17 protein-coding genes are annotated in these 22,473 nt (G+C 62.8%); 8 read left to right on the forward strand and 9 right to left on the reverse strand.

What is annotated here, in order from left to right:
* Positions 1 to 118: 118 nt before the first annotated feature.
* Together AC0969_RS01275 and AC0969_RS01280 are read left to right on the forward strand one after the other, a co-directional pair.
* Positions 119 to 910 (forward strand): FadR/GntR family transcriptional regulator, encoded by a 792-nt coding sequence (locus tag AC0969_RS01275; RefSeq protein ID WP_479622313.1) that lies wholly within the window; start codon positions 119 to 121, stop codon positions 908 to 910.
* Between the two features lie 106 nt (positions 911 to 1,016).
* Positions 1,017 to 2,012: a Bug family tripartite tricarboxylate transporter substrate binding protein gene (locus AC0969_RS01280; RefSeq protein WP_479622314.1), complete on the forward strand. Its 996-nt coding sequence runs from the start codon at positions 1,017 to 1,019 to the stop codon at positions 2,010 to 2,012.
* Positions 2,013 to 2,061: 49 nt separating this feature from the next.
* Here AC0969_RS01280 and AC0969_RS01285 read toward each other — a convergent pair whose 3' ends face one another.
* On the reverse strand, positions 2,062 to 2,382 hold the full coding sequence (locus AC0969_RS01285; protein WP_479622315.1) for a nucleotide pyrophosphohydrolase: 321 nt from the start codon (positions 2,380 to 2,382) through the stop codon (positions 2,062 to 2,064).
* 320 nt (positions 2,383 to 2,702) lie between these two features.
* On the opposite strand from AC0969_RS01285, the gene AC0969_RS01290 reads away from it, so the two are divergent.
* Genes AC0969_RS01290 through AC0969_RS01300 form a run of 3 tightly spaced genes read left to right on the forward strand, consistent with a single transcriptional unit; the run spans position 2,703 to position 5,585 of the window.
* A complete protein-coding gene (locus AC0969_RS01290) occupies positions 2,703 to 3,002 on the forward strand; it encodes a flagellar basal body rod protein (protein WP_479622316.1) in 300 nt (99 codons plus the stop codon).
* A gap of 35 nt (positions 3,003 to 3,037) precedes the next feature.
* A complete protein-coding gene (locus tag AC0969_RS01295) occupies positions 3,038 to 4,744 on the forward strand; it encodes a tetratricopeptide repeat protein (RefSeq protein ID WP_479622317.1) in 1,707 nt (568 codons plus the stop codon).
* A gap of 10 nt (positions 4,745 to 4,754) precedes the next feature.
* Complete coding sequence (locus AC0969_RS01300) at positions 4,755 to 5,585, forward strand: urease accessory protein UreD (protein WP_479622318.1); 831 nt, start codon at positions 4,755 to 4,757, stop codon at positions 5,583 to 5,585.
* A 183-nt stretch (positions 5,586 to 5,768) separates the two neighbouring features.
* Here the strand turns inward: AC0969_RS01300 and AC0969_RS01305 are convergent, their stop codons facing one another.
* From AC0969_RS01305 to AC0969_RS01315, 3 genes are all read right to left on the reverse strand, one after another.
* Positions 5,769 to 6,842, reverse strand: a complete 1,074-nt coding sequence (locus AC0969_RS01305) for an adenylate/guanylate cyclase domain-containing protein (RefSeq protein WP_479622319.1) — start codon at positions 6,840 to 6,842, stop codon at positions 5,769 to 5,771.
* Positions 6,843 to 6,977: 135 nt separating this feature from the next.
* The gene (locus AC0969_RS01310) at positions 6,978 to 7,352 is read right to left on the reverse strand and encodes a hypothetical protein (RefSeq protein ID WP_479622320.1); all 375 of its coding nucleotides are present in this window, start codon (positions 7,350 to 7,352) and stop codon (positions 6,978 to 6,980) included.
* A gap of 22 nt (positions 7,353 to 7,374) precedes the next feature.
* Positions 7,375 to 7,584 (reverse strand): hypothetical protein, encoded by a 210-nt coding sequence (locus AC0969_RS01315; RefSeq protein ID WP_479622321.1) that lies wholly within the window; start codon positions 7,582 to 7,584, stop codon positions 7,375 to 7,377.
* An 87-nt stretch (positions 7,585 to 7,671) separates the two neighbouring features.
* On the opposite strand from AC0969_RS01315, the gene AC0969_RS01320 reads away from it, so the two are divergent.
* Together AC0969_RS01320 and AC0969_RS01325 are read left to right on the forward strand one after the other, a co-directional pair.
* Positions 7,672 to 9,045 (forward strand): cytochrome P450, encoded by a 1,374-nt coding sequence (locus tag AC0969_RS01320; RefSeq protein WP_479622322.1) that lies wholly within the window; start codon positions 7,672 to 7,674, stop codon positions 9,043 to 9,045.
* Between the two features lie 43 nt (positions 9,046 to 9,088).
* Positions 9,089 to 9,991, forward strand: coding sequence for an EamA family transporter (locus AC0969_RS01325; RefSeq protein WP_479622323.1), 903 nt, complete (start codon positions 9,089 to 9,091; stop codon positions 9,989 to 9,991).
* 97 nt (positions 9,992 to 10,088) lie between these two features.
* On the opposite strand, the gene AC0969_RS01330 is transcribed toward AC0969_RS01325, so the two are convergent.
* The 4 genes from AC0969_RS01330 to AC0969_RS01345 all read right to left on the reverse strand — a co-directional run bounded on the left by AC0969_RS01330 (position 10,089) and on the right by AC0969_RS01345 (position 19,849).
* A complete protein-coding gene (locus tag AC0969_RS01330) occupies positions 10,089 to 12,926 on the reverse strand; it encodes a DUF349 domain-containing protein (protein WP_479622324.1) in 2,838 nt (945 codons plus the stop codon).
* A 181-nt stretch (positions 12,927 to 13,107) separates the two neighbouring features.
* Entirely contained in the window at positions 13,108 to 16,863 is a 3,756-nt protein-coding gene (locus AC0969_RS01335) for a DUF748 domain-containing protein (protein WP_479622325.1), read from the reverse strand.
* 646 nt (positions 16,864 to 17,509) lie between these two features.
* Positions 17,510 to 18,643, reverse strand: coding sequence for a branched-chain amino acid ABC transporter substrate-binding protein (locus AC0969_RS01340; RefSeq protein ID WP_479622326.1), 1,134 nt, complete (start codon positions 18,641 to 18,643; stop codon positions 17,510 to 17,512).
* Between the two features lie 276 nt (positions 18,644 to 18,919).
* Positions 18,920 to 19,849 carry a LysR family transcriptional regulator gene (locus AC0969_RS01345; protein ID WP_479622818.1) on the reverse strand — a complete coding sequence of 310 codons (930 nt, stop codon included), beginning with the start codon at positions 19,847 to 19,849 and terminating at the stop codon, positions 18,920 to 18,922.
* A gap of 106 nt (positions 19,850 to 19,955) precedes the next feature.
* Between AC0969_RS01345 and AC0969_RS01350 the strand changes: the two genes are divergently transcribed.
* The gene (locus AC0969_RS01350) at positions 19,956 to 21,485 is read left to right on the forward strand and encodes a CoA-acylating methylmalonate-semialdehyde dehydrogenase (RefSeq protein WP_479622327.1); all 1,530 of its coding nucleotides are present in this window, start codon (positions 19,956 to 19,958) and stop codon (positions 21,483 to 21,485) included.
* 142 nt (positions 21,486 to 21,627) lie between these two features.
* Here the strand turns inward: AC0969_RS01350 and kynA are convergent, their stop codons facing one another.
* A complete protein-coding gene (gene kynA, locus AC0969_RS01355; protein ID WP_479622328.1) occupies positions 21,628 to 22,467 on the reverse strand; it encodes a tryptophan 2,3-dioxygenase in 840 nt (279 codons plus the stop codon).
* Positions 22,468 to 22,473 lie beyond the last annotated feature (6 nt).

The raw sequence follows: 22,473 nt of genomic DNA on the forward strand, positions 1-22,473 counted from the left end.
CCGCTAGACTTTTTGAAAAGCTTTGCTAAAGTGACAGCAGCCGAGTAAAACATCAGTCATGCGTTGTCAGACAACTAGGATTTTCATAAACACCCCACCCCGAGTCAAGGCTTTTTTGATGACCTCCGTACAAACCCCTAGTTCCACCTACGCCACGGCACACCTGTCCGCACTGGTGCCCGCTGCACGCACCCGCAGGCCGCGCGGCCTGGTGTCAGAGATCGTGGATGCGCTGGTACTGAACATTCGCCAAGGCCAGTTGCAGCCCGGCGACAAGCTCCCCACCGAGGCCGAATTCATGGCCCGCTTCGAGGTCAGCCGCACCGTGGTGCGCGAGGCCATCTCCAAACTGCAAGCCTCCGGGCTGGTGGAAACGCGGCACGGCATCGGCACCTTCGTGATCGAACCACCCGACACCCGCAACTTCAAAATTGCCGCCGAAGACTTCGCCACCGTGGCCGACGTGATCGCCCTGCTGGAGCTGCGCATCAGCTTGGAAACCGAGGCCGCCGGGCTGGCTGCCCAGCGCCGCACGCCCGCCAACCTGGCCCAGCTGGCGCAGACGTTGAAAAACTTCCAGGACGCAATTCCGCTCGCATCCGACGGCGTACCGGCCGACTTCCAGTTCCACATGGAAGTCGCCCGCGCCACCGGCAACCAGCACTTTGCCGATCTGATGACCTACCTGGGCACCATGATCATCCCGCGCACCCGTATCAAAACCCTGGAGAACGTGCCCGAAGGCCGTGTGGCCTACCTGAACAAGGTCCACGCCGAACACGAAAGCATCTACCACGCCATCCGCGACCAAGACAGCGATGCCGCCCGCGCCGCCATGCGCACCCACCTGTCCAACAGCCGCGAGCGCCTGCGCAAAAGCCAGCCGGTAGACGGCAGCCTCAACGCCTGAAACTCCACGCCATCCAAGGGTTAGTGCGAAGCAAAAATAATGCCTCAAGTTGTAGGATGTCTGGCCAAGTTTGAGCCAAAAATCGACAACAACCCGGAGACATTGCATGCCCAACCACCCCATTTCTCACTCTATTTCCCGCCGCACCGCCGCCCGTTATCTAGCTTTAGGCGCTGCCAGCCTGTGGACCGGCCGGGCGCTGGCCCAGGCCGCTGACTACCCCCAGCGCCCGATTGATCTGGTGGTGGCCTACGGCGCAGGCGGCGGCACCGATGTGCTGGCCCGCGCCTTCAGTGATTCCGCCCGCAAACACATCAGCCAGCCGCTTACCGTCATCAACAAGCCTGGCGCCAGCGGCTCCATCGGCCTGACCGACGTGCTAAACGCCAAACCCGACGGCTACAAAATTGCCATGCTGACGGTGGAGTTGACCACCCTGCCCCACGTGGGTGTCATCAAGTTCAGCCACGACGACTTCGCGCCCATCGTGCTGCTCAACGCCGACCCGGCCGCCATCACCGTCAAAGCCGATGCACCGTGGAACACCATCGAAGAATTTCTGGCCGCCGCCAAGAAAACCCCGGGCGAGTTCCGCGTGGGCAACTCGGGCGCGGCCTCTATCTGGCACCTGGCCGCCGCCGCACTGGGCGACAAAACCGGCACCAGCTTCAACCACATCCCCTACCCCGGCGCAGGCCCGGCCGTGCTGTCGCTGCTGGGTGGGCACATCGAAGCGGTATCGGTCAGCGCCGCCGAAGTCACAGCGCATGTGAATTCGGGCAAGCTGAAAATTTTGGCCACGATGGCCGACAAGCGGGTCAAGGGTTTTGAGTCGGCCCCCACGCTGAAAGAACGCGGCATTGACCTGTCCATCAGCTCCTGGCGCGGCCTGGGTGCCCCCAAGAACACCCCGCCTGACATTTTGGCCATCCTGAAAAGCACCGCCGTTAAAACCGTGGCCGAGCCCGCCTTCCGCGACATCATGGACAAGCAAAACATGGGTTTTGTGTTCGGCGACGAAGCCGCCTTCAAAGCCGTGATGGTGCGCGACAGCACCTACTTTAAAAACCTGATTACCAAGCTGAACATCAAATTGGTTTGAACCTATATGTCTTTTAGGCCACTAGCGCTTATAGAAACTGCGTGAGCAGCTATTTATTTGATAGTGGCGGGTATTTCTGGCCGTTCACCAGCATCTTCAGGCGTGCTGCCTCCAGCAGATCGATGTTGAGCTTGTCGCAGAGTTGCAGCAGGTACAGCAGCACGTCGGCCGCCTCGGCGGCGACTTCGGCTTTTTGGGGTTCGGGCAGGTTGCGGCTTTGGTCTTCGGTCAGCCATTGGAAATGCTCCAGCAGTTCGGCCACCTCCACGCTCAAGGCGCTGGCCAGGTTTTTGGGCGAGTGGAATTGCGCCCAGTCGCGTGCAGCAGCAAAGTCGCGCAGGGCTTGGGTGAGGGAGAGGATGGTGGTCATGGTTTTTTTTGGAGGGGTTATGGCCTTAACTTTCACGTTAAGGGGGCCAAGGTAGCAATGTGTTGGAGACGTTGTCGCACCTTCTGGCTTAGGGGAGTTGTGTATAACGAGATGGGTTGAGGCCCCTGCGACACGTCGGGTTGTACTTATGAAGTTAATTCTGCCGGGGTTCATACTGAATGCACGTGAAAATACAAGCCCTGCGGCTACTCCGATTAAAACAACACGCCTCCATGACAGACGAGCACATGCGCCTACCGCCTCAGACTTTGCGCCCCGCGTTGGGCACGCTGAATTTCCGTGCATCCTGAGTCCAAGCAATGAACACCACATCCGCCATTTCATACTCGGGTCTGCAAGCAGCACAGACCCGCCTGCTGGCATCTGCCCACAATGTGGCCAATAGCCAAACCTCTGGCTTTGAGCCCCTGGTGGTGCAGCAAGCGACCCAATCGGGTGGCGGTGTCAGTACCCGGGTTGAGCGACTCCCGTCAGATAGCCAAAATATGGAACGCGACATGGTCACCCAGTTGCAGGCCAAAAATGCGTTGCTTGCCAATCTGAGCGTCTTCAAAACCCATGAGCGCATGCTCGGATCGGTATTGGACGTACAGACCTGACACGTCTTGCGATCGCCAACAATCCAAGGAGCCACTTGAATCAACGCGCAGACGACCTCTCGACCTGTCAAGCCATGGTGATTGACAGCCACGCCACATCCCGCTCCATCCTGGTGGCGCAACTGCGCGACTTTGGGGTGGGCAAAGTAGTGCAATGTCTCAGCACCGCACACGCGCGCCGCATGCTGGAATACGAACGCTTCGACGTGGTTTTGTGCGAACACAATTTCGACAGCGGGGTGACTTCAGGGCAAGACTTAATCGACGACCTGCGGCGCAACCAGTGGTTACCTTTCTCCACCGTTTTCATCATGGTCACAGCCGAGGCCACCTATGTCAAAGTGGCAGAAGCTGCCGAGTCGGCGCTGGATGGATATTTGCTCAAACCACACAGTGCTAACAGCCTAGGCGAGCGTCTGTTCCAGGCGCGCGTACGCAAGATTTCTCTGTTGCCCATATTTGAAGCTATTGATGTCGGTGAATTTGAAAAAGCAGCCAAACTGTGTGTCGAGCGTTTTGAAACCAAAGGGGCCTATTGGTTATATGCCGCTCGGGTGGGTGCCGAGCTGTTGCTGCGCACCCACCAATACGACCAAGCGCAAAAATTGTACGAGGCCGTGATTGCCGCCAAAACCATGCCCTGGGCCAAGCTGGGCGTCGCCCGCTCGATGCTGGATGCGGGCCAAACCGCCAAAGCCACCAACACCATTGAAGGCCTGCTGGGCGAAAATCCCGAATACGCCGACGCCTATGATGTGCTGGCCAAAGCACAGTTCGAGCAGGGCAAGTATGAGCAGGCGATGGCCTCCTACCAGATGGCGGTCGATATGGCCCCCAACTCCATCAGCCGATCGCAAAATCTAGGCTTGATGATGTACTACGTGGGCGATCGCAAGCAGGCTGAAACAGTGCTAAACCGCACCGTCCGTCTCGGGTTGGACTCCAAAATGTTGGACTGCCAGACCCTCGTGCTGCTGGCATTTATGCGCCTGGAAGCCAAGGACCGCAAAGGACTACAACGCTGCCACGATGACTTCAAACGGGTCGTCGCACGCAGCACCGATGCCGCCCGCAACCAGCGCCTATCGGCCATCATCGTCGCGCTGGTAGAAATACAGGACCAGCAGGTGGGCCAAGCCGTGCAGTCGGTGCGCGCGCTTGCACAGACTGTCGGCCTGCCCGCATTTGATTTTGAATCGGCCTGCAACCTTCTGACCCTGACCAGCGTACTGGCACACAGAAGCATCCAGCTCGACGAAGTCAACCGAATGATTGATGCACTGGGTATGCGGTTCTCAACCACCCGCCCCTTAAGTGAGCTACTAGCGGGCTCGGCAGCCCTATTCCCGGCCTATGCGGAACGGATACGTGCTTGCCAACCGGACATTGCCAAAATCACCGAAAGCGCCATGGCCTTAAGCCTGCGCGGCGACCCCAAGGGCGCGGTAGAAAATCTACTCATGCACGGTAGCAACACACTGAATGCCAAACTGATAGAAACCGCCCACTTGGTGCTGCAACGCTATGGCAGCAAGATCGATGGCCATACTGAACTACAGGCCAATGTGCAAGATTTGCGCAACCGCTTTGCCCCGGCCAATAGCCGCTCGGTGCTGGGCGAGCCCAAGCGCAAAGCGGGTGAATTGCTATTGCGTACGGGTGGCTCGGCCGCACGTGCCCTGCCCGGCTTGCAGCCCGAAGAGCCCACACTGCCACGCCACGCTTTTTTGCCCGCCGGATAAAATTTTTAACATGACCTGGCACGCCCAACTTGACCTGACTTACCACCAAGAAGCCCACCGCTGTGTGGCCCGGCACAGCCACAACGGCCCGTTGCGTATTTTGCAAAGCCTGTACCCCGAGGGCGATGCCATCTGCCACAACGTGCTGGTACATCCACCCGGCGGATTGGTGGGCGGCGACACGCTGGACATCCGAGTGCAAGTGAATCCAGGGGCCCACGGCCTGATCACCACACCAGGAGCCACCCGGTTTTACCGCTCGGCGGGAGCGCAGGCACTGCAAAACACCCAGATCCATGTCGCCAACGGTGCCCGGCTGGAATGGCTACCCACCGAAGCGATTTGCTACGACCAGTGCCAGGCCGAAAACCGCGTGCGCTTCCAGATGGAACCCGGGGCCGAGTTGATCGGCTGGGACGTCACCGCATTCGGCCTGCCCCAAGCCCAACAGCCGTTTGCACAAGGCAGCTTTTGCCAACATCTCGAACTGCCCGGCGTATGGCTGGAACGTGGCCGCATCGATGCCCGCGACACCCGTTTGCTGGACAGCCCGCTGGGGCTGGCGGGCCACAAGTGCATGGCATCCATCTTCTTTTTAGCGGGAAGCAAGCTAGACAACCAACGCCGAGCCACTGCGTTGGATATCGCCCGGCAAGCAATTGACAGCCACAGCCTGCACCCCACCGCAGGTGCCACCAGCCCCAACGGCCAGGTGGTGGTGGTGCGCGTACTCGCCCCGCTGGTTGAGCCCGCAATGGACCTTGTCAAACAAGTATGGGCGGCATGGCGCACGCATTTTTGGAGTCTGCCGGCCACCCGCCCACGCATCTGGGCGATGTAGCCAAATTAGGCATCAAATCGCCATATAGCGCATATTCCACCTGCGCAAGAAGCTACATAAAATATAGCAACCTATCCCAAACTCCGGCATCTCCAGGGCGAGTGCAGCAAAGCCCCTTCGCGAACAGCACGGAACGGGCTTTGCCAGACCGCTGCTGTTGCCCCCTGCAAGCCTGGGGGGAGCCTAGTTAGCACCCACCAGCATCTGGACGAACATTTGCAGTTTGGTATTGGTTTCCGTACTCAGGGCCGTGAACTCCAGACCCGCCAGCAAGTGGCCTTCTTCGTACTTGGTTTTCATCACCCGGGCGTAAATGTCGGTCACCGGGTAATCCACCAGTGTCATGTCGAAATTCAGCTTCACGTCAAAGCCGATTTCCAAAGGCAGGTCCAGCTCCAGCAACACGCCGTGGTAACCAATATCAAGGATGTGCGCCTTCAGGGCATGCGGCAACGCCGTCGTACCCTCCATGACCTGCATATTGCATGGGATGCGCACCTCAGCCCGGTGGCTGCGGCGAAACTCCTGGCGCGGCACTTTCAGGTGCAGGGCCGGAATGGCGATCAACTCGCGCACCTTGACCGGCACCAGCTTGCCCGCCACAAACACTTCAACGGGCTCTGTGACAGATACCGAACCGTCACTGCGCTGGTAGGTGCTTTCGCTGATCAGCACCTGGCCACGCAGACTGAACGATTCAATGCGCGAAGCCAGGCTCACCTCGTTACCAATCACCGTGTACTGCGAAAACGCCTCTGAACCAAAACGCCCCGCCATCACCGAGCCGGTGTTCAGACCAATGCCCATAAACAACTCGGGCATGCGGCCACGTTGGTATTGGTCGTTCAGCAGGCGCATGGCAATCTGCATCTCCACCGCGCAGGCCAAGGCGCGCTGCACATCATCGGGGCGCTCCACGGGCGCACCAAACAGCACCGTCATTGACTCCCCGGTGAACTTATCGATCGTGCCCTGGTAACGGTAAATCACCGCACTCATGCGCTCCAGACAGAGGTTGAGCATGGTCACAATCGTGCCCGCAGGCTGGGTGGCCGTCAGGGCAATAAAGCCACGCAAATCGGCGACCAAGATGGTCACCTCGCGACTCACCACCACCAAATCTTGCCCACTTGGCGCAGCGTCACCCATGATGGCAGCCAGCTCAGCCTCCACAGCAGGCGACACCGGCGCTCCGGTTTCTCGCGCCAGCAGCGCCAGCAGGCGGCTCTGCACCTCCATCTTCAGATCAGTTTTCATGCGGTCAAAGTCCCATGTCGGTTGTGCGAATTGCTCTGTCTAGAGAATAGGGCTGGACCGTGAGATGGTCAAGATGCAACACCCTGTAACCAATAGGACTTGCGTGGGACTGGCACCTGGGGCTGCGTCGTTCATCTATGCGCTGAGGTTCACCAACTGCCCGGTGGCCTGCCCCTGCGTGTTGACCACGGGCGGCAGCAACAGCGATGCAGACGGTGGATCAGCGTACAGCCGGGACACCACGCCCGCGCCCAGCACCCGGGGCTCGTTGCTGGCACCGCGCTGGGTTTGTACGTAGTTGGCTACCAATTGGTTGCTGCGCTCGGCCAAGCTACGGGCGTTGTCTTGGCTGACCTGGGCGGTGCGGTCGGCGTTGTCGGCTTGGCGGCGCAGGTTATCGGCGGTGTTTTGGGCTTGCTCGGCATCGCGCCGGGCCTGGACAACCCGCGTTTTTTCCACCGTGGCCGCAAGTGACGGTGACGCGCTGCTGCTGGTGGTGATGCTGACCATAGCGGACCCTGCAAGCGCAGGCTCAGGCGGTGGTGTTGACGATGCGCCCGGTGGTTTGGCCCTGGCTATTCACCACGGGTTTGGGCGGCTGGGCCTCTTTGACCTCGGCGGCCTTTTTCTGATCGGCATCGTCTTGCCGAACCATGCGGCTTTGCGCCTGCTGGGCAGCTTCGTTACGCTGGGTGGCGGGGATCGGCTGTACGGTCTGCCGGTAGACTGAAGAGACATCCATGTCGGGCTCCTAGGGTTGGCTTTTCATTCTACGAGTGCACACGGCAGCATGCAACGACCAGCAAAAAGCACACACGTACCGCGCCAAATGACCCGCCCCACACTGCCACCCGACCCGCCTGACCGCCTTTTCGGCCTGCCCCTGCTGCGCCAGATGCGCCACGACTATCTGGGCTTGGCCCAGCAAATGCACGCCCGCTACGGCGATGCGGTGTATTTCCGCATCGTGCGGGAGCAGGCGTTTGAGTTCTTCCACCCCGACTGGGTACGCGAAGTGTTGCTGGACACTACCCACAGCTTCATCCGCTGGGAACGGGGCACCCAGGTGTTTGCCGAGGTGCATGGCCAAAGCGTGCTGGTGACCGAGGGGGCCACCTGGCAACGCCAGCGCCGCATGCTTCAGCCCGGCTTTGGCCCCAAGCGCATGGACGGCTACGCGCAGCACATGGTGGCCGCTGCGGCGCAGGCGCTGGAGGCCGTGCCGCCACAGGCCGCACAGACGGTGGATTTTGAGCATCTGGTGACCCAACTGACGATGGACGTGGTGCTGCGCACGCTGTTCAGCCAAGCCGTGGATGCCCACGGACGCACCGAAGCGCTGGCCGCCGAGCGGGCGGTGCAGGTCATCGGCCAAGCCGGTATGGAAGCTTTCTTCTGGCCCGTCAGCTTGCCGGATTGGTTGCCGCACAAATGGCCTATTCGGCACGCCCGGCAGACGCTGGATGCCCTGGTGTGGCGGCACATCCGCCAGCGCCGCCAAGCCAGCGCAGCAGAGCGAGATGACCTGCTGGGCATGCTGCTGGCCGTGCGCGACGATGCGGATGCCAGCGGGGATGGCCGTGGCTTGAGCGACACCGAGGTGCGCGACCAGTGCATGACCATTTTTCTGGCCGGGCACGAAACCACCGCCGCCGCCCTCACCTGGTGGGGCCACACGATGGCGAAAAATCCCGGCTGCGCCCAACGTGCCCAACAAGAGGTAGACCAGGTGCTGGGTGGTCGCTCGCCCCGCTACAGCGACCTGCCCGCCCTGCCCTATCTGGCGCAGACCTTGAAGGAAACCCTGCGCCTGTACCCGCCCGCCGCCTCGCTGATCAGCCGCCGTGCGCTGCGCCCGGTGCAGATCGGCCCCTGGCAACTACCCCAGGGTGCGTTGGTGCGCATCACGCCCTGGGTGTTGCAGCACGACGCACGCTGGTTTGCCGACCCCGAGCGCTTTGACCCGGAGCGGTTTTCCGACGCAGGCCAGGCCACCCAGACGCGCGGGGCCTACCTGCCATTTGGGGCCGGACCCCGGGTCTGCATTGGCAACCTGTTTGCCATGACCGAGATGGTGCTGGTGGCGGCGATGGTGTTGCAGCGCTTTCATCTGGCGCCCACCGGGACCGTCGCCGTCCGACCGGCATTGAACGTCACCTTGCGCCCCGCCGAGGGACTGCGGCTGCAATTACTGCGGCGGTAGATCGCCCCGACAATGGCCTCTTTGCCCTACAGCCAGCCATCCGATGTCCACCTCCTTGCCCCTGCGCCACTTCTTGCTCGCCTTAGCCGTTGTGGTGGTGTGGGGCAGTAATTTTGTTGTCATCAAGGTGGCTCTGGTGCATTTTCCACCACTGTTTTTGGCGGCTTTGCGGTTTGCCCTGGCGCTACTGCCTGCGGTGTTTTTTCTGCCACGTCCCGCCGTCCCGTGGCGCAATCTTGCGGCCTATGGGTTATTGATTGGGGTGGGGCAATTTGGCCTGCTGTACCTCGCCATGCAGGGGCATATTTCGCCGGGGCTGGCTTCGCTCGTGGTGCAGGTGCAGGTATTTTTCACGATCGGTCTGGCGATGCAGGCCACACACGAACGGGTACAAGCCTTCCAGTGGTGTGCACTGCTGCTGGCAATGGCGGGCATTGGCGTGATCGTGCTGCACACCGACGGCAGCACCACGCCGCTGGGGCTGGCCATGGTGGTGGGTGCAGCGCTGGCGTGGGCCGGCGGCAACACCGCCTCGCGCCAAGCGGGCAAGGTCAATATGTTGGCCTACGTTGTCTGGTCCAGCGCATTTGCGGTACCCCCTTTGCTGCTGCTGTCGCTGTTGCTAGAGGGCGGCAGCGCATGGCAGACCAGCCTGCGCCAAGCTGACGCTGCGGGCTGGTTGGCCGTGGTGTGGCAAGCCTGGGGTAACACCCTGTTTGGCTATGCCGCCTGGGGCTGGCTGCTGGCGCGCCACCCGGCAGCCACCATCACGCCAATGGCTTTGCTGGTGCCGGTATTTGGCATGGGCGCATCGGCCTGGTGGTTGGCCGAGCCGCTGCCCGCCTGGAAGCTGGCAGCCACGGCACTGGTCATGCTGGGGCTGGGGCTGAACCTGCTCTGGCCGCGTTGGCGCACAGCACATCCCCCTGGTAACGCTGAAAAATGAACGTAAAAAAACGCTGAAGCTGGTTTTCCCCATAGAGAAATCCAGCTTCAGCGTTTTTTTTCATGGGTGGGGGCGCTGCGCCCCGAACCCATAGCGATTAGCGCTTCAACAGCACCTTCAACACGGTCTGCATACGGCGCGCATTGCCTGCCTCGAAGCTGCTGGCCAGTACTTTGGCGGCGTCCTGCGTCCAGGTTTGGGCCGGTGGCGGGTCGTTGCGCTTGGTCAGCAGTTGCAGTTGCAGCATGCGGCGGGCGCTGATGTGCTCGGCGGGGGTCGGCGCTTCGGCGGCCATTTCCAGGCGCAGCAGGGCTTCGGCAGCGGCTACTTCGCTAGCCTTATCCGCTTTGGGCGCGGCGGTGATGCTTTGCGACCAGGCGGTGCGGGTGGCGGGGTTGACACCCTGGCCCAGGGCCTGGGCGGTGGGCAACTGCTCGACATCACGCTTTTCCCAGGCGGTCAGCAGGTCGGTGAGGACTTCGCCGTGGGCTTGGGCGGCCAGTTTCTTCAGGGCGTGCTGGGCGTTTTCCAGCGCGTCGCGCTGGGCGCGGAAGGCGGCATCGCCCAGGCGCGGGCCACGGTCTTCAAACGCGGGGCGGTCACCAAAGCGGCCTGCACCGTCGCGCGAAGGACGGTCACCGCGCTCAGTGCGGATCGGTTCAAACTTGTTGTCGCCAGGACGGGGCGCACCGCGTGGGCCGTCTTTGCGGTCACCAAACTTACCACCACGGCCTGCGGCTGCTGCGGGCTCGGCCTTCTTCATGCCGGGGCGGTCGTCGCCGCGCATGGCCACCACCGGCTTGCGCACGGGCTTGGGGGGTTCGACCGGAGCGGCTTCAACCACAGGCTGGTCATCTGCTACGGTTTCTGTAGCTTCTTGCGCAGGTGTATCTTGCGCTGGAGCCTGATTTTCTTCAGAAACTTCAGCCGCGTCAGCCACGGGCGCTGCAGCTTGGGCTTCGGCCTGCACGGCGGATTCGGCCACGGCTTCGGCCTTGTCGGCTTGCACCGCTGCCTGGGCCAGGGCCTGGCCACGCAGAGCGGCTTCCAGGCCGGACATGGCGGCGCGGATTTTTTGGGCATCGCCAGTGGCGTTGGCGGCATCCAGGGCCTTGGCAGCGTCCAGCACCATGCGGTCGCGGTCGCTCAGGGCCGAGGCGGATTTTTCGCGCTCTTCGGTCTTGCGGTTGAAGGCATCGTCCAGCGGCTTGCGGAACGCGTCCCACAGCTTTTGCTCGAACTTGCGGTCCATCGGCACGGCCTGGGCTTCGGCCTGCCAGCGTTGCTGCAAGGCCTTGACGGCATCGATGCGCAGCATTGGGGCCGCGCCCAGCAGCTTGGCTTCTTCAATCATGGCGTGGCGGCGGTCCACACTGGCTTTTTGCAGGTTTTCCAGCGGCGCGGCGGCCAGGCTGATGGCCTCTTTCCACAGCGGTTGCATTTCGGCAAAGGCTTTTTCGCCCAGGTGGCCAGCATCGCGCCAGCGGTCGCCAAATTGGTGCAGCAGGCGGGAGAAGCCCTTCCAGTCGCCGTCTTTGGCGGTCACATTCTCTGCAGCCCAGGCTTTGACTTCGTCGATCAGGGCGACGCGCTGGGCTTTGTGGGCCACGGCATCGGTCTTGACCTTGTCCAGCCAGGCCTCTACGACCTGGTAGGCCGCGTTGCAGGCTTCGTCGAAGCGCTTCCACAGCGCGTGGTTGGGCACGCCGCCTTGGTCGGTTTGCTTCCACTGCTCGCGCATTTGGCGCAGCGTGTCTTGCATCTTGCGGCCGCCCAGGGCGTGGCCTTCGGGGCGCTTGAGCAGGCCTTCGGCCTTGATCAGCAGTTCTTCGCGCAGTTGGTCGGCGCGCCAGCGCTGCCAGCCTTCCAGTTCACCGGCAGCCGCCAGAGCGGCTTGGGCGGCGTTGCCCAGCTTGTCATCGACCAGGCGGTTGTTTTCTTTGAGCGCGTTGCGCAGGGCGGCGGCAGCACCGGCGCTGGCTTTGCCGTGGCCTTCGGCGACTTCTTGCTCGACCTTGGTCAACGCGTCTTGCACGGCCTGGTTGGCGGCTTCGCGCAAAGCGGGGTCGATAGGGGCCTTGGGAGCGCGGGCAGGTTTGTCGGCCTTGGCAGCCTCCAGCGGGATACCACGGGCGACGCGAATTTCATTGGCCCATCCGTTCACCGGGGGCAGCGGTGCCGCCGCGTCGGCTTCGGCCGCCAAAGTCAGTGCCACGGCACCCTGGAAGGCATCCCACACCACCAGCAACTGGCCGCGCGAGGCATCCAGCATGGTGGGGTATTTGCCGTCTACGCTGGCCCAATTGGCATCGGCGGCCAAGGCGGTGGCCTGGTCTTGCCAGTGTTGGACGTCGTTGCGCAGCACTTCCAGGGCGGTCTGGGCATCGCGCCAGGGCTTGGTGGACAGCACTTCGATGCGCTGGGCCAGCAGCACGGCGGCTTCGCGCTGGACTTGCACGCGGTGTTGCAGGTCTTCAATGCCTTTGACGCGGTCGGCCAGCTGCACACGCAGGCCCGCCAGCGGCTCTTTGCTCAGGGGGGCACCGGCTTTGGCGGCATCGCGCTGCCAGGCCATCGCATCGGCCATGTTCAGGCGTGGCAATTCCAGCAGGGCCGTGGCTTTGCGGGCCCATTCGGCGGCGATCAGCTCCGCGCCCTTGGTGCGCTTGAGTTCGTCGAGCTTTTCGCGCAGGGGCTTGGCCGCGCCCCGGTCGCGCCCGTTCAGTTCCTGGAACACCTCGTGCATTTGCTCGTAGCTGGGGTTGGTGACCAGCCAGTCGCGGATGCGCTGGGCGCGCTCACCGGCAGTGTGGGCCGAGAAAGCGCCGCCGGTCAGGGTGTCGAGCGGATGCGGTTCATTGGATTTGGTGGTGGTCACGGCAGGCTTTTCTAACGGGGTTGCGGGCACGGTTGCGGGGTTGGAGAAACCAAACATGGATGGACTTATTCTGGGAGGTTAGCCAGCGGGCAGATACCGGTGGGTAAGTGCCTGCTCGGGGTAAATAAACAAGGGGCTTCAGCAGCCACAAGCGCCCTGCGGCACACGGGTCCGCATCAGGGCAAGAGGGCTATTTTCGCCGCTTTTCAAGTGGCGTTGTAAATAGCGCAGATTGGCTTCATGGCATGGCCAGTTGCAGGTCGGCTTGGGGCTTCCAATTCGGCTCGGCATCCACGGTTTTGGATGCCCCCAGAAACAGCCGCTCCAGTGGCAGTTTTTGCGCTGCCAGGTAGTCGCGCACGGCCACGCCGCGCTGCACGGCGAGCTGGTGGATGGCATCGTCGTCGGCGGACAGATTGGCCAGCAGCAGTTGCTCCATTTCGGGCACGGGCAGGTCTTTGACCAGACCCAGGGCGTTGCGCGGCTTGGGAAAGTTGGCGCGCTTGTAGAGGGCTTTGAGCAGGGCCGGGTATTCGGCATCGGCTACGGCGGCGGGCTCATCGGGCTCGTCCTCTTCCTTGGCTGCGGCCAAGGGCGTGCCTTGCAGCACGGTGTTGCGGCGCTTTTCGGCTTCGATGCGGCGGCGCAGTTTTTCGCGTTGCAGGGCATCGCGCTCGGCCTCCAGGCTGGCGCTGCCGACCACGGTGAGGCGCAGCGCGGGCCGGTCCAGCAGGGCTTTGGCCACCGTGTCCAGGCCCGCGCGGGCCTCGGGGGTGAGCGCCGCGCTGCCAGGGGCGAAGGGCACGGTGCTCAGCTCGCCGCTGCTGCTGCCCCCCAACGCATTGGCCAGCAGGCTGAACGGGGCGGTGATGGCCTTGGTGATGAGATTGCCCAAAATTTTGAAGATCACCGGGCCAATGCGGAACTGCGGGTCGTTCAGCGAGCCCGAGAGCGGCAGGTCGAGGTTGATCACGCCGTCGCTGTCGGCCAGCAGGGCCACCGCCAGCCGCACCGGCAGGCTGCTGGGTGCGCCCGGCACCGGTTCGCCAAAGGTGAGCTGGTTGAGGACGATTTTGTTGGTGGCGGTGAGCTGGCCGTTGGGCAGCACCACGTAATGCACGTCAATGCTGAGCTTGCCGCGCTCGATGCCGTGGCCCACGTAGAACACGCTGTAGGGCGACAGGCCGGGCAGTTCCAGGTCGGTGACCTTGCTTTTGATGTCTAGCGCCAGTGGCTTGGCCAGCGGGTTGAGCTTGCCCAAAATCTCCAGCACGGCGGAGTCGCCCACGCGGCCCCGCAGCTCCAGGTCGGCCATCTGCACCGCGCCATCCACCTGCGTGGAGGCAAACGCGCCCAGCCGCCCGGTGAGGGCGCTGAGGTTGGCGGTGTAGTTGGGTTTGATAAAGCGGTCGGAGAACAGCACCCGGCCATTCACCAGACTGATGCCGCCGAAGCGAACCACGGCCCCTCCGGTTTCGGGTTCTTTTTTAACATCTTTTGGGGCGCTAGCGCTGGTAGCTATTGCGCTAGCAGCTACTGTTTGTGTAGCAGATTCTGCGGGGCTGGGCTTGACCAAATCTTGCAGGTTCAGGCGGCCGTTTTCGTTCAGCACCAGGCGGGCGTAGAAGTCGCTGAGGGCGGTTTCTTTGACATCCACGGTGGTGGGGCGGGTGGGCGAGAGGGCGACGTCCAACCCGCGCAGGTTGAGCAGCTTCCAGCGCAGCAGGGCTTGCTCCGACGAGGCATCGGCCACGGCCGCAGCGGCGGCGGCGGTGCCCTGCGGTGCGGATGCGGCGGGCGCGCTGGCCTGGATGGCGACCATGCTGGCGCCGTTATTGGCGCGGAAGTCTTCCAGCGTGGCATCGCCCTGCACTTTCAGCACCGGGCCGGCCGGGCTGGCGGTGTAGGCCAGCTGGCCCTTGAAGCTGGTGTCGGCACGGACGATGTCCACGTTGAGCGACGCACCAAAGTACGGCTCCAGGGCGTGCAGCGGCAGGTGCAGCACATCAAGCTGGCCCACAGCGGCCAGCGGTTGCAGGGCCAGCGTGCCCTTGTAAGACAGCCGCCCCGGCTCGGTATTGCCTGCGCCGATGCGGGCGCTAATCGCCAGGGGCGAAGCTTTGGCGCTGCCCGGCACCAGGTCTTTGGCCTGCACGCTGAGGGCGCTGATATCCAGCGCCACCGGCAGGTAGGGAAGCTGGTCACGGTAGGACAGGGCCCCGCCGCTCAGCGCCAGGTCGGCGATGCTGACGGCCCAGGGCTTACCCGGTTTTGCGTCCGCCGGGGTGGCCGGGGCTTTTATCCAGCGCTCAAACATCCACTGGCCATCGCGGCTGCGCTCCACCTGGGTGCGCGGCTCGGTGAGCACCAGTTTGCCAATTTGCACCCGCTGCGCAGGCACATCGAGCACCGCCTGGCTGAGCTGCAACTGGCGCAGGCTGAGCAGGCTGGAGGCGGCGGTTTTGCCCTTGGCTGGGGTTTCGCCCAGCACCAGCCGGTCCAGCGTGAGCTGCTGGGCCGTGACTTGCAATGCGCCGGAGGCCTGCCAGTGGACTTGCAGATCAGCCCCCAACTGGCCACTGAGCCGGGGCTCCAGGGTGGTGGCCAGGTACGGCGCGGCGATGGCCAGCGGCAGGCCGCCCAGGGTGGCGTTAACCTGGGCCTCCATGTCGGTGGCCGTGCCGCTGAGCTTCAATTCGGCGGGCGATTCGGCAGGCGTTTTGGGGGCCGTGCCGCCATCGACCTGGGCCGAGGCGGTGAATTCCAGCGGCTGGGTGAAGGGCCAGGTGATGGCCGATGCGTCCACCGCCATGCCGCGCAACGCCACCTCGGCGGCGGGCCGGGTGCTGGCATCCCGCCAGCGCAGCGAGCCGTCTTGCAGAGCAAGCTTGGCGACGCTGACCTTCCAGCCCGCATCATTTTTTACGTCTTTTATGCCGCTAGCGCTTGATTTATCTGCGCCAGTAGCTATATTTTTTGTAGCATTTGCAGGGGCAGTGAATTGCAGCTGGCCCGCAGCGTTGCGGCGCAGTTCGGCCACCGGGGCGCTGAGGGCGATCTCGCGGATCTGCACGCTGCGTTCCAGCGGGCGCAGTTCGTCCAGCGTGACTTTGAGGCGGTCCAGCGCCAGCCATTTTTCGCCCTGGGGGTTGGCGATTTTCAGCTGCTCGGCCTGCACTGTGCCGCTCAGCGTTACGGACATTTTGGGGCTTTGTTCAAAGGCAAATTGCAGGTCCGCACTCAGCACCGCGCCTTGCAGTTGCACCGGCAGATCGGCAGGCAGATAGGCCAGGTACGGGGCCAGGTCCACCGGGTCGAGCCGGATGCGCGCGTGGGTTTTGCGGCTGGGGTCAAACGGGATGGACTGGGCGGCCGTGTCGAAGCGGCTGCCGTTGAGCAGGAAGGACAGGTGCGGCTCAGTCTGGATGGTCCGCTGGGAGTCCAGGTTGCTCAAAAACGGCAGGCTTAAGCGCAGGTCGCGCAGGGTGTGGGTGGTCTTAAAGGTTTGGTCGGTCAGGTCTACCGCGCCGCCGGTGAGGGCAATGTTGTAGATGGCGAAGCTGGGTGGGGCGCTGGGCGGTGTATCGGACGGGGCATTCAGCTTGGCCAGCACGTCGTCAAAGTCGTAGTGGCCATCGCCCAGGTAGGTGGCTTGGATGGTCGGCTGATCTACGGCAATTGCATCTACCACCGGCGCCAGCCGTCGCAGCGACTGCCACAGCGCGGCATCCAGCAGGATGCGCTGGATGTGGACTTGGGGGCGGGCATTCTGGGCGCTGGCGATGGACAGGTCATGCAACGTGAGCTGTAGCGTCCAGGGGTGAAAGTCGGCACGGCCCAAGGTGACTTTGCGGCCCAGCGTGTCGCTGCCGGCTTTTTCAACCGCGTATTGCACGATGTGCGGCACGGCCAGCCAGGTAACGGCCCACAAGCCAAGCACGCCCGCCACGGTCCATGCGGCACGGCGCAACCACTTGTTTGTAGAAAATGTCATAGCGCGCATTTTGCCGCCAGACCGGGGGGGGCCTGCAAGCGAATGTACCCCCGGGTACTGCCGGAAAGCCTTGACGCTCAAACCACCAACTGACACCACGGAAAGCGAAGACACCCTTTCCAAAGATCCCGCAGAACTGGCTCCGCTAGGCTGCTGGAATCGCCCCCAGCGTGTCGCATAGGTTTTTCAAACCCATGCGAGGGGGGTTGGCGAAAGACGCGCAGCGCTGAAGCCTGGGGGTGGGTCGTTCTTGGTCCGAAAACGAAAAACCCGGCGCTAGATTCACATCTAGCGCCGGGTTTGGCGGCGGACTTCGCAGACCATGCCGTCAGACTTGCAAGGGAGAGATTGATGTCCCCCATTGCGTAGGAGGCAAGAGATTGCCTCCATTAAGGACCGGGGCTGCTGCGCACCACCATCGCAAAATGTCAGGTGGCACTGGCTCCTACCGGTTAGTGCCTGTGTGTGCAGGCAGTGCTAATTTACTCCACGCTGGGCGGTAGGGCAAATGTGTCTTTCAATGCATTTTCAGCCCATGATTGAGCCAATGTGATTGACAACGAATCGTACTGAGAACAGCACATTACGCCTCTGACCGTAAAAAAGGCCGCTTGCGCGGCCCTCTTACCTACCACTCACCGCTAAATCAATAGCTACCCAGGGCCGATGGCAAACCGGCTTTGAAGGTATAGATGGTGATGGGGGCGGATTTCAAGTTGCCCTTGTCGTCGAACGCAAAAGTGCCCGACATACCCTTGTACGAGGTCTTGTAGATCTCGGCGCCGACTTTTTCGGCATCCACTGCGCCGACTTTCTGGATCGACTGGCCGATGAACATGGTTTGGTCGTAGAACGAAGGTGCGTAGGCATCGGGATCGACGTTGAAACGCTTCTTGTACTTGGCCTTGAAGGCCGGGCCTTCGGTGGTTTTTTCCAGCACCGCGCCGCCCTGGGCGCAATAAGCGGTGTCGGTGGCGGCTTCACCGGCCAGCTTGCCGAGTTCGGCGGTGCAGATGGCATCGCCACCCAGCAGCTTGGCGTTGAGGCCCAGCGACTTCATTTGGCGCAGCATGGGGCCGGCCTGGGGTGCGTAGCCACCGATCAGGATGACCTCGGGGTTTTTGGCTTTCAGGCTGGTCAGGATAGCGGAGAAGTCGGTGGCTTTGTCAGTGGTGAACTCATGGCCCACGATGTTCAGGCCCAGCTTCTTGGCTTCTTTGCTGAACTCGTCGGCCAGGCCCTGGCCGTAGGCGGTGCGGTCGTCGATGACGGCCACGTTCTTGGCCTTCATGATGTTGGCCGCGTAGAAGGCCAAACGGGCACCGATTTCGTTGTCGCCGGCCATGATGCGGAACAGGTTTTTGTAGCCGCCCATCGTGACCTTGGGGTTGCTGCCCACGGTGGACAGCACCACGCCGCCCTGGCTGTACACCCGCGATGCAGGGATGGCCACGCCGGAGCAGTACGGGCCCATCACGAACTTCACATTGCCGTCCACCAGCTTCTGCGCCACGCTGACACCGGCCTTGGGGTCGCACTGGTCGTCTTCGGATTCCAGTTCAAATTTCAGGGTCTTGCCGCCCACCACCATTTTCTTGGCGTTCAGGTCTTCCACGGCCAGGCGCACGCCGTTTTCGTTGTCTTTGCCGATGAAGGCATTGGGGCCAGACAAGGGGCCGGTGACACCGATTTTGACGACCTGCTCTTGGGCATAAGCGGTACCCGCCAAGGCCATAGCTGCGGCGCATGCGAGGGTGATTTTGGTGAAGGTGGCTTGCATTAACAATGTCCTAAAAAGGTTGTAAAACGTGAAATCGGTCACGGACGCACTGTATGCATGAACCACGCCTACAGGGAGGGGGTAATTCCTTCGTGAAGCGAGTATGGACAGGCAGAAGCAACGCTAATAGTGCAAATGCGTCAAAAACTCCTCCCAATCCGAAGCAGCAAGCGTGCCAATGTTCGCTCCTATTTTTTACTTCAAAAATAGGAGCTGCTTGCGCACATGCAATCTGCGCCACATGCCGATTTTGGGCCTAAAAATAGGTCTTTATTTTCAAAATCCCCCTGCCAGCGCCAGCCGCAGGTAGTGCACAAATGCGGTCACCGCACGCGGCACGTGGGCGGTGTAGGGGCGGATGGCGTAGAGCTGGTCGGCATAGCCGCCCACCAGTTGCCAGTCGGCCAGCACCGGCACCAGCTTGCTGGCGCGCAGGTTTGATGATCCAAAGTTTGGCAAGCTGAAATCGGGCAACAGCGCAATCCCCAGCCCGGCCACGGCGGCATCGCGCAGGGCCTCGCTGTTGTTGGCCGATAGCACGCCGGATACCGGCACGGTCACCCGCTCTTCCCCCTGCGCAAAGGTCCAGGCGGGCGTGTCTTGGGCACGCGGGTAGTGCAGGCAGCTGTGGCTGCGCAAATCCTCGGGCCGCAGCGGCGTGCCGCGTTTGCGCAGATAGGCCGGGCTGGCCACCAGCAGCGAGCGGGTGGCGCACAGGGTCCAGGCCACATGGGTATCCGGCGGCGCGGCGGTGTGGCGGATGGCCAGATCGAAGCCCTCGGTGGCCAGGCTGGACAGGCGGTCGGACAGCTCCAGTTCGAGGCGCACATCCGGGTATTCGCGCAAGAAATCGGCCAGGCGAGGCACCAACTGTTGGCGGGCGAAGGCCACCGGGGCGGTCACCCGCAAGAGCCCATGCGGCGCATCGGCCAGATCCCGCACCTGGGCGAAGCTTTGAGCGATCTGCTCGAACGGGGCCCGGGTGTCGTCCACCAGGCGCTGGCCCGCCTCAGTGAGGCGCACGCTGCGGGTAGTGCGGCGCACCAGCGGCACACCGGCCATGCGCTCGAGGTCGGCCATGCGCTGGCTCATCGCGGCCTTGCTCACGCCGAGGCGGGCGGCGGCGGCCGTGTAACTGCCCTGCTGGGCCAATACCGTTAGCCAATGCAGATGGCTCCAAAGCTCATTTATTTTTTGCTCGTTCATGCCGCCATTGTTCAGCATTTTGAACAATCAATTCAAAGTTTCGGCCTTGTTGCGCTGGCGGTGCGTGCCTACACTGCGGGCTCATTCCACACTTTGAGACACGTCCATGACCTCCCTCAGCCCAGGCAGCTCCACCGAAATCGCCCAGTACCTGCACGGCGTGCGCACCACCGGCCACGGCACCCGCACCCAGCCGGTCTACGACCCGGCCACCGGCAAGGTCAGCCGCAACGTGCGCCTGGGCAACCAGCAGGACGTGGATGCCGCCGTGGCATCGGCCCTGGCCGCCTTCCCCAAGTGGGCCGACACCCCGCCCATCCGCCGTGCCCGCGTGCTGTTCAAGTTTCTGGAGCTGCTGAACCTGCACAAGGACGAACTCGCCCACCTCATCACCGCCGAGCACGGCAAGGTGTTTACCGATGCCCAGGGCGAAGTAGCGCGCGGTATCGACATCGTGGAATTCTCCTGCGGCATTCCGCAATTGCTCAAGGGCGACTTCACCGACCAGGTGAGCACCGGCATCGACAACTGGACGCTGCGCCAGCCGCTGGGCGTGGTGGCAGGCATCACGCCGTTCAACTTCCCCGTGATGGTGCCGATGTGGATGTTCCCGGTGGCGATTGCGGCGGGCAACACCTTTGTGCTCAAGCCCAGCCCGATCGACCCCAGCGCCAGCCTGTTCATGGCCGACTTGCTTAAACAAGCTGGCCTGCCAGACGGCGTGTTCAACGTAGTGCAAGGCGACAAGGAAGCCGTGGACGCGCTGCTGGTACACCCCGATGTGAAGGCCGTGAGCTTCGTCGGCTCCACACCCATCGCCAACTACATCTATGAAACCGGCGCCCACCACGGCAAGCGCGTGCAAGCCCTAGGCGGCGCGAAGAACCACATGGTGGTGATGCCCGATGCCGACATCGACCAGGTGGTGGATGCGCTGATTGGCGCAGGCTACGGCTCCGCTGGCGAGCGCTGCATGGCGATCTCGGTGGCCGTGCTGGTGGGCGACGTGGCCGACAAGGTGATCCCCAAGCTGCTGGCCCGCACCAAAACGCTGAAGGTATTGAACGGCAGCAATCTGGCGGCTGAGATGGGCCCCATCGTGACCCCCGCTGCCCACGCCCGCATCACCGGCTACATCGCGCAAGGCATCCAAGAAGGCGCACAGCTACTGGCCGATGGCCGGGTCTTCAACGGCGCGGATGCGGGCGAGGGTTGCGAGGCAGGTTTCTGGATGGGCGGCACGCTGTTCGACCACGTGACCCCCGACATGCGCATCTACAAGGAAGAAATTTTTGGCCCGGTACTGGCCTGCGTGCGCGTGCCCGATCTGGCCACCTCGATCCAGCTGATCAACGACCACGAGTTTGGCAACGGCGTGGCCTGCTTCACCCGCGACGGCAACGTGGCCCGCGAATTCAGCCGCCGCATCCAGGTCGGCATGGTCGGCATCAACGTGCCGATTCCGGTGCCGATGGCCTGGCACGGTTTTGGCGGCTGGAAGAAGAGCCTATTTGGCGACATGCACGCCTATGGCGAGGAAGGCGTGCGCTTCTACACCAAGCAAAAGTCCATCATGCAGCGCTGGCCCGAGAGCATTGCCAAGGGCGCAGAGTTTGTGATGCCCACGGCTAAGTAGGCACACCCCCGGGCTACAGCGCAAGCGCTTTTTGCCAACCCCCTTGCAGGGGGCAACACCAGCAGCCTGGCGGAGCCAGTTCTGCGGTGTTTCTGGATGGCACACGTTCTACCTGCACGAGGGAGCAGAGTAATTGTCCACGCTACAAAGCTGTGCGCAGGGTCCAGATTTCGGGAAACAACACCACGTCCAGCATCTTGCGCAGGTAGCTCACGCCCCCCGTGCCGCCGGTGCCGCGCTTGAAGCCGATAACGCGCTCCACGGTGGTGACGTGGCGGAAGCGCCAGAGGCGAAAGCTGTCTTCGATGTCGGTGAGCTTTTCGCCGAGTTGGTACAGATCCCAGTGCTGGCGCGGGTCGCGGTAGGCGACCAGCCAGGCGGCTTCGACCTCGGGGCTGGCCACGTAGGGCTGGGTCCAGTCGCGCTGTAGATGGCTGGCGGGCACGGCCAGGCCGCGCCGGGCCATCAAGCGCAGGGCTTCGTCGTACAGCGACGGGGCTTCAAAAGCGGCCTGCACCAGCGCCAGCAGGTCGGGCCGGTGCGCGTGCGGTTGGAGCATGGCGGGGTTCTTGTTGCCCAGCGCAAACTCGATGCAGCGGTACTGCGCGCTCTGGAAGCCGCTAGAGCTGGCCAGATACGGGCGCATGGCGCTGTATTCGGGCGGGGTCATGGTCGCCAGCACGTCCCAGGCGTGGACCAGTTGGGCCATGATTTTGCTTACCCGGGCCAGCATCTTGAAGGCGCTGTGCAGGTCGTCGGTGGCCACGCAGCGGATGGCGGCATGCAGCTCGTGCAGCATCAGCTTCATCCACAGTTCGCTGGTCTGGTGCTGCACGATGAACAGCAGCTCGTCGTGTGCGGGCGACAGCGGTTTTTGCGCCGACAGGATGCTGTCGAGCTGCAAATAGTCGCCGTAGCCCATAGACTGGCTGAAGTCGAGCTGGGCTTTTTCTTCCTGGACGATTTTCTCGGTGGAGTGCATAGGGCA

This window comes from Rhodoferax sp. LB1P47 (assembly GCF_056521445.1).

Coding starts and splice junctions, on each gene's coding strand:
- AC0969_RS01275 (WP_479622313.1), top strand. CDS start 119: ATGACCTCCGTACAAACCCCTAGTTCCACCTACGCCACGGCACACCTG.
- AC0969_RS01280 (WP_479622314.1), top strand. CDS start 1,017: ATGCCCAACCACCCCATTTCTCACTCTATTTCCCGCCGCACCGCCGCC.
- AC0969_RS01285 (WP_479622315.1), bottom strand. CDS start 2,382: ATGACCACCATCCTCTCCCTCACCCAAGCCCTGCGCGACTTTGCTGCT.
- AC0969_RS01290 (WP_479622316.1), top strand. CDS start 2,703: ATGAACACCACATCCGCCATTTCATACTCGGGTCTGCAAGCAGCACAG.
- AC0969_RS01300 (WP_479622318.1), top strand. CDS start 4,755: ATGACCTGGCACGCCCAACTTGACCTGACTTACCACCAAGAAGCCCAC.
- AC0969_RS01305 (WP_479622319.1), bottom strand. CDS start 6,842: ATGAAAACTGATCTGAAGATGGAGGTGCAGAGCCGCCTGCTGGCGCTG.
- AC0969_RS01310 (WP_479622320.1), bottom strand. CDS start 7,352: ATGGTCAGCATCACCACCAGCAGCAGCGCGTCACCGTCACTTGCGGCC.
- AC0969_RS01315 (WP_479622321.1), bottom strand. CDS start 7,584: ATGGATGTCTCTTCAGTCTACCGGCAGACCGTACAGCCGATCCCCGCC.
- AC0969_RS01320 (WP_479622322.1), top strand. CDS start 7,672: ATGACCCGCCCCACACTGCCACCCGACCCGCCTGACCGCCTTTTCGGC.
- AC0969_RS01325 (WP_479622323.1), top strand. CDS start 9,089: ATGTCCACCTCCTTGCCCCTGCGCCACTTCTTGCTCGCCTTAGCCGTT.
- AC0969_RS01330 (WP_479622324.1), bottom strand. CDS start 12,926: ATGTTTGGTTTCTCCAACCCCGCAACCGTGCCCGCAACCCCGTTAGAA.
- AC0969_RS01335 (WP_479622325.1), bottom strand. CDS start 16,863: ATGACATTTTCTACAAACAAGTGGTTGCGCCGTGCCGCATGGACCGTG.
- AC0969_RS01340 (WP_479622326.1), bottom strand. CDS start 18,643: ATGCAAGCCACCTTCACCAAAATCACCCTCGCATGCGCCGCAGCTATG.
- AC0969_RS01345 (WP_479622818.1), bottom strand. CDS start 19,849: ATGAACGAGCAAAAAATAAATGAGCTTTGGAGCCATCTGCATTGGCTA.
- AC0969_RS01350 (WP_479622327.1), top strand. CDS start 19,956: ATGACCTCCCTCAGCCCAGGCAGCTCCACCGAAATCGCCCAGTACCTG.
- kynA (WP_479622328.1), bottom strand. CDS start 22,467: ATGCACTCCACCGAGAAAATCGTCCAGGAAGAAAAAGCCCAGCTCGAC.